Source organism: Bradyrhizobium sp., from assembly GCF_017881085.1.
Classification (GTDB): Bacteria; Pseudomonadota; Alphaproteobacteria; order Rhizobiales; family Xanthobacteraceae; genus Bradyrhizobium.
On sequence record NZ_JADGRI010000290.1, the window covers coordinates 1 to 6980 of the forward strand.

The following is a 6980-nucleotide window of genomic DNA, read 5'->3' on the forward strand; positions in this document are numbered from 1 at the left end:
CCGGAGCTGCGGCTGCGGTCCTGCTGATGGCAAATATGGGCCTGGCGCCCGCCCTGGCCGATACGATCGAGGCCGCGCTGGTGCGTGCCTATCAGAACAACCCGCAGCTCAACGCGCAGCGCGCCCAGGTTCGATCCACCGACGAGAACGTGCCGCAGGCGCTATCGGGCTATCGTCCGAAAGTCGCGCTCACCGCCAGCGCCGGTTTTCAATACACCGACACGAATGCCACCCAGGGGGGCACGCCGAACGCGATCGTCAGGACCGAAATTCACGGCGCCAATCCGCCGCGCAGCGCCGGCCTCACCATCACGCAGACGCTGTTCAACGGCCAGCAGACCGCCAACAAGACCCGCGCCGCGGAGAGCCAGGTCTCCGGCTCGCGGGAAGCCTTGCGGGTGCTCGAACAGAGCGTGCTGCTGTCGGCCGCCACCATCTATATGGACTATTTGCGCGACTCCGCGATCGTCGAGGTTCAGAAGAGCAACGTTCGCGTTCTCGAGCAGACGCTGAAGCAGACGCGCGACCGATTCAATGTCGGCGAAGTGACGCGCACCGACGTTGCGCAATCGGAGGCGCAGCTTGCCGCCGGCAACACCCAGCTGTTGGCCGCCGAAGCCACGCTGACGACGACGAAAGCGAATTTCCGCCGCATCATCGGCAACGAGCCGCAAGCCCTCGCGCCGGGCTCGCCGGTCGATCGCTTCCTGCCGGGAACGCTACCCGGCGCGGTCGAACTGAGCCTGATCGAGAATCCTAATGTGACCGCCGCGATGTTCGGCATCGACGTCAACTATCTTCAGGTCAAGGTCAACGAGGGCGCGCTGCTGCCCACGGTCAGTCTGCAGGCCTCGGTGCAGCAATCCTACGAACAGACCATGACGGTCTACCGGTCGTTCGGCGCTTCCGCGATCGCGCAGATTTCGGCTCCGCTGTATCAGGGCGGCGCCGAATACTCGCTGATCCGCCAGTCCAAGGAAAACCTGGCGCAGCAGCGCCTTGTTCTCGAGCAGACCCGCGACCAGACACGCGCCAATACGGTGACGGCATGGGGCCAGCTGGTCGCCGGCAAGGCGCAGGTCGCTTCGGCCCAGGCGCAGGTCACGGCTTCCGAGATCGCGCTCAACGGCGTGCGTGAAGAGGCCAAGGCCGGCCAGCGCACCACGCTCGACGTGTTGAACGCCCAGCAGGCGCTGGTCAATGCGCGCGTCGCGCTGGTCACCGCGCAGCACGATCGCGTCGTCGCGTCGTATGCCGTGTTGAATTCCGTGGGACGGCTGTCGCCGCAGGTGCTCAATCTGCCCACCACCGTCTACGATCCGAGCGTGCATTATCAGCAGGTCCGCGACAGCTGGTTCGGCGTCCGCACGCCCGACGGACGCTGATCGCCTGAGTGCGATCGGCAAGAGCGAATCCCGGTCTTGCGTCCGCGTCGGGTTCTCGATTCCTGAAGATCACATGATCTTGTCGCCGAACCGTCGCCCGCGTCCGCGGGTGATCCGGCGCGAAGCCGACGTTGCCCGAGGGCAAGCTTTGGCGGTTCATGTGCTTGGCGTTGCTTGCAATCAAATGTTGCCGTGACATACCTTTGCCTCAGGCAGCAGAGCGATTCGCGCCGCATCCGGCGTCCTTAGGCCGCGACGCTTCGGTGCCCTGAGCAGGGGCGGGATGTCGGGTGTCGTATCGTGCGGCGCTTGATCTGGGGACAAGTCAGGCTTGTGCGATGAAAATCCCGGCCTGCATATCTGGAACCGGCAAATCTCCCCTGGCTTGGTGTAAAACGCATGCAAGGGCGTTGATGATGTGGAGTCGGAAATGACGCAGCCCGCAAAGGCCCAAGAACCCTCGATGGAGGAGATTCTGGCGTCGATCCGTCGTATCATTGCCGACGACGAAGCCAAGCCGCCGGCTGCCGAAAAACCGGCCAGCGCGGCGGCCCCTGCGAAGCCGGAAAAACCAGCGGCTGCGCCGGCAGCCAAGGCGCCCGTGATGAATGACGTTCCGCCGTCGGCGATTCCAGCTGCGCAAGCCGCTGCCAAACCAGCGCCACCGCCCGCCAAGCCCGCGCCGCCTGCTGCGGCGCCGCCGCCGGCGCCGGTCGTGAGCAACAGCCAGGATGATATCGACGCGCTGCTGAACGGCCTCGACGCATCGACCACGCCGGAGGAAATACGGCCGCCATCGCCCGAGCTCGAAGTGTTCGAGCTCACCGACGAGATGGCGGTAGCGCCGCCGGAGCCGCCGCGCTCGCCGCAACCTTCGTTCCAGAAAGTCGATCCGCAGGACGATGTCGAATTCGCGGAAGCCGGCTCGGCCCGGCACCGGCAGCCCGCATTCGAGCCGCCGCCGCTGGAAAGCGGTTTCCCGCCTCAGCCGATCCTGTCGCGTTCGACCGTGTCGGCGGTCGAATCCGCTTTCAACACGCTTGCCCATACCGTGCTCAGCAATAACGCCCGGACCTTGGAAGATCTGGTCAAGGAGATGCTGCGGCCGATGCTCAAATCCTGGCTCGACGATAATTTGCCCGGGCTGGTGGAGCGGATCGTCAAGGCGGAAATCGAGCGGGTTTCCCGCGGACGGTAACAGGGCCGTTACGGCCGGGGTTCAACCGCACCATCCGGCTTGAGGCTGCACATCGTTTCAGGAGTGCTTCCGGCATGTCTGTCGTGTTGACTTGGCGCGCGCGTGCGGCTTTCTAGGGCGCGATCCGGAAAAGCATCCCCACGACCTTTTGGGTGAAATCGCTTATTCCGAAAAGGTCAGCTTAAACAGAAAGATAGCGCTGGAGGCTGATTTGGCTCCGGTTGAATGGACTGTTCCAGCGCGTTCCACAGCCAGATTGCTTCGCCATGATCGAGAAGAACTACCAGCCCGCCGACATCGAAGGCCGCATGTCCCTGATCTGGGAGGACAGCCGCGCGTTTTCTGCCGGACGCCCGGACCGCCGCGATGCCAGGCCGTTCACGATCGTAATTCCGCCGCCGAACGTGACGGGCTCGCTGCATATGGGGCACGCGCTCAACAATACCCTGCAGGACATTCTCTGCCGCTTCGAGCGGATGCGCGGTCGCGACGTGCTGTGGCAGCCGGGCACCGATCACGCCGGCATTGCCACCCAGATGGTGGTCGAGCGGCAATTGATGGAGCGCCAGCAGCCGGGCCGCCGCGAGATGGGCCGCGCGAAATTCCTCGAACGCGTCTGGCAATGGAAGGCCGAGAGCGGCGGCGTCATCGTCAATCAATTGAAAAGGCTCGGCGCCTCCTGCGACTGGTCGCGCGAACGTTTCACGATGGACGAAGGGCTGTCGCGCGCCGTCGTAAAGGTGTTCGTCGAGCTGCACCGCGAGGGGCTGATCTACAAAGACAAACGGCTGGTGAACTGGGATCCCAAGCTCTTGACCGCGATCTCCGATCTTGAGGTGCAGCAGGTCGAGGTCAAGGGCAGCCTGTGGTATCTGCGCTACCCGCTGGCCGGCATCACGTTCAATCCCGAAGATCCCATGAGCTACATTGTCGTCGCCACCACGCGACCCGAGACGATGCTCGGCGACGGCGCGGTCGCGGTGCATCCGGACGACGAGCGCTATAGCCATCTGGTCGGCAAGCACGTGATCCTGCCGCTGGTCGGACGCAGGATTCCGATCGTGGCCGACGAATATTCCGATCCGGAAAAGGGCTCGGGCGCGGTGAAGGTGACGCCGGCACACGACTTCAACGATTTCGAGGTCGGCCGCCGGCACAGTCTGCCGCAGATCAGCGTGCTCGATCAGGAGGCTCGTATCAATCTGGTCGGCAACGAGGACTATTTGCACGGATTGCCGGAAGGATCGATGCAGCTTGCCGAGGAATTGCATGGCCTCGACCGGTTCGCCGCGCGCAAGCAGATCGTGGCAAGGCTGGAAGATTTCGGCTTCCTGGACCGGATCGAGCCGAACGTCCACATGGTGCCGCATGGCGACCGCTCCGGCGTCATCATCGAGCCCTATCTGACCGACCAGTGGTACGTCGACGCCAAGACGCTGGCGCAGCCGGCGATCGCGGCGGTGCGCTCGGGCGCGACGACCTTCGTGCCGAAGAACTGGGAAAAGACCTATTTCGAATGGATGGAGAACATCCAGCCCTGGTGCATCTCCCGCCAGCTCTGGTGGGGCCACCAGATTCCGGCGTGGTACGGACCGGACGGCAAGGTGTTCGTCGCCGAGACCGAGGAGGAAGCGGTTGGCAACGCGCTCGGCTATTACGTCGAGCAGGAAGTCATTACGCCGGAGCAGGGGCGGGAGATGGCGCTCGACCGCAACAAGCGTGCAGGTTTCATCACCCGCGACGAGGACGTGCTCGACACCTGGTTCTCCTCGGCGCTATGGCCGTTCTCCACGCTGGGCTGGCCGGATGAGACGCCGGAGGTGAAGCGCTATTATCCCACCGACGTGCTGGTGACGGGCTGGGACATCATCTTCTTCTGGGTCGCGCGGATGATGATGATGGGTCTGCATTTCATGAAGGAGGCGCCGTTCTCGACGGTCTATATCCACCGCCTGGTTCGCGACGAGAAGGGCGCGAAGATGTCGAAGTCGAAAGGCAACGTCATCGACCCCCTCGGCGTGATCGACGACTATGGCGCCGACGCCCTTCGCTTCGCGCTGGCGCGCGGGGCCGCGCACAGCCACGACATCAAGCTGTCGCCGCAGCTCGTCGAGACCAACCGCAATTTCGCGACCAAGCTGTGGAACGCCTGCCGCTTTGCCGAGATGAACGACTGCGTGGTGCCCGCGGGCTTCGATCCCACCAAGGCCAGGGACACGCTGAACCGCTGGATCGCGCACGAGACCGCGCGCGCCACCCGCGAGGTGACCGAAGCCATCGAAGCCTACCGCTTCAACGATGCCGCGAACGCGATCTATCGTTTCGTCTGGAACGTCTATTGCGACTGGTATCTCGAGCTCGCAAAACCCGTGCTGATGGGCGAGGAGGGGGTCGCCAAGACGGAGACCCGTGCCATGGTGGCGTGGGCGCGCGACGAGATTTTGAAGCTGCTACACCCGTTCATGCCCTTCATCACCGAGGAGCTGTGGGGGGTGACGTCGAAACGCGACGGCTTGCTGGCGCTGGCGCCGTGGTCGCGCAAGCCGAGCCTCACGCCGGAACAGCTGGCGATGATGTCGACCGCGACCATCAACGATCCCCTGATGCCGCCGGTGCTGCTGGCGTTCGACGCCGCGGAGTTTACCGATACGTCGGCCGAGGCCGAGATCGGCTGGGTGGTCGATCTCGTCACCGCGATACGTTCGGTACGCGCGGAGATGAACATCGCGCCGGCGACGCTGACGCCGCTGGTGCTGGCCGGCGCCTCGGACGAGACCAGGGAGCGGGTCCCGCGCTGGAGCGACGTGATCAGGCGGATGGCCCGGCTCGCCGACATCTCGTTTGCCGACCGCCCGCCGGAAGGCGCCGTGCAGCTCCTGGTGCGCGGCGAGGTCGCGGCCTTGCCGCTCAAGGGCGTGATCGACCTTTCGGCCGAGAAGGCGCGGCTCGACAAGGAACTTGCGAAAGCCGAGGCCGACATCAAGCGGGTCGACGCCAAGCTTTCCAACGAGAAGTTCGTCGCCAACGCGCCGGAAGAAATCGTCGAGGAAGAAAAAGAGAAGCGCGAGGCCGCCGAGGCCCGCAAGGCCAGGATTCTGGAAGCGCTGGAGCGGCTGAAGAACGCAGCCTAGCGCGCCATGATCACGCGTCCTATGATGCGGCAATCCCCGGGGCATCCCGGCGGCAACCGAAAACCGTCTGCCGTCGTCCGTTGTGAGGAGGAACCTTGCGCGCGGGACAACCCAGTCAGACCGCGCGCGGCGCGGCCGCCCTCCGCGCCATCCATCAAACGCTGGAAGGTGGCGTGATCTTCCGCGATCCCTACGCAGCGCGAATCCTCGACGATGAAACCCGCGCCGGCCTCGACGCCATGGCGGCCGACGCATCGCTGCGGCCGCTGCGGCTGCTCATCGCCGCGCGCAGCCGGTTTTCGGAAGGTGCGCTGGCGGCCTGTGTGGCGCGCGGCGTGCGCCAGGTCGTTATCCTCGGCGCCGGCCTCGACACGTTTTCATTGCGCAACCCGCATGCCGGCCTTGGCGTTCGGGTGTTCGAGGTCGACTATCCCGCCACGCAGGACTGGAAGCGCGAGCGGCTGGCGCAGGCGGGCCTCGCCGTGCCTGATACGTTGACCTTCGCGCCCATCGATTTCGAGCGGCAGGGCCTCGCCGATGGACTGGCGGCCGCCGGTTTTCATGCCGATCGGCCCGCCTTCTTCCAATGGCTCGGCGTGGTGCCCTATCTGAGCCACGACGCGATTTCGCAGACGCTGCATTTCATCGCGGGCGTACCGGAATCGGAAGTCGTGTTCGACTATGGCGAGCCGTTTGAGAGCTATGCGGAAGAACGCCGTGCCAACGTGATGGCGGTTGCCGAAAGAGCGGCCGCGCGCGGCGAGCCATGGCTTAGTCAGTTTGATCCGGCCGAGATGTCGGACTTGCTGCACGAGGCGGGTTTTGCCGTGATCGAGGATCTCGGCATGGCCGCGCTCAGCGAGCGCTTTTACGGCGCGTTGAAAAAGCACGCCAGGATCGGCCCCGGCGCGCATGTGGTTCGGGCGGAGCGCTGATCCGCATCAAAATCGTCCACTTGCCTTTGGTTGCAGATGCATCTGATTTGCCCGTCAGGTTGTTTTGCAAGGGGCGTGTCCAGCCCCTTTTTCAAAAATTTTTCCTCTTTTCGTTTCATGCAAATCACCTTCCTAGTCCCCGCCGTCCACCCCGCTCGAGGGGCGTATCGCGATCGTCACGGACGCGGGGCTGGATGCGGTGGACGCGGCGGCGCTCTTGACGAACAGCGCCAAAGCGGACGGAGAAGTCGTGTGGTCCTGACGCCTCGACGCTGGCGTCAAGTCGGCAGCTAAGACGCCGCCGATGACGGTGACAAAAAAGCCCGATCGC

The 6980-nt window shown here is 64.5% G+C and carries 5 protein-coding genes; 4 read left to right on the forward strand and 1 reads right to left on the reverse strand.

Annotated features, from left to right (window positions below):
• From QZ213_RS22200 to QZ213_RS22215, 4 genes are all read left to right on the forward strand, one after another.
• Positions 1-1385: TolC family outer membrane protein (locus QZ213_RS22200; RefSeq protein ID WP_291688239.1), on the forward strand; the 1385-nt coding region annotated here is incomplete at its 5' end.
• A gap of 430 nt (positions 1386-1815) precedes the next feature.
• Positions 1816-2583, forward strand: coding sequence for a DUF2497 domain-containing protein (locus QZ213_RS22205; RefSeq protein WP_291688240.1), 768 nt, complete (start codon positions 1816-1818; stop codon positions 2581-2583).
• 266 nt (positions 2584-2849) lie between these two features.
• On the forward strand, positions 2850-5714 hold the full coding sequence (locus QZ213_RS22210) for a valine--tRNA ligase (RefSeq protein WP_291688241.1): 2865 nt from the start codon (positions 2850-2852) through the stop codon (positions 5712-5714).
• A gap of 95 nt (positions 5715-5809) precedes the next feature.
• On the forward strand, positions 5810-6649 hold the full coding sequence (locus QZ213_RS22215; RefSeq protein ID WP_291688242.1) for an SAM-dependent methyltransferase: 840 nt from the start codon (positions 5810-5812) through the stop codon (positions 6647-6649).
• 132 nt (positions 6650-6781) lie between these two features.
• Here QZ213_RS22215 and QZ213_RS22220 read toward each other — a convergent pair.
• Positions 6782-6980, reverse strand: a 199-nt coding sequence (locus QZ213_RS22220) for a hypothetical protein (protein ID WP_291688243.1), incomplete at its 5' end; no start/stop codon positions are given.

What these genes read in the sequence shown, in the direction of transcription:
- QZ213_RS22205 (WP_291688240.1), top strand. Translation starts at nt 1,816, where the DNA reads ATGACGCAGCCCGCAAAGGCCCAAGAACCCTCGATGGAGGAGATTCTG.
- QZ213_RS22210 (WP_291688241.1), top strand. Translation starts at nt 2,850, where the DNA reads ATGATCGAGAAGAACTACCAGCCCGCCGACATCGAAGGCCGCATGTCC.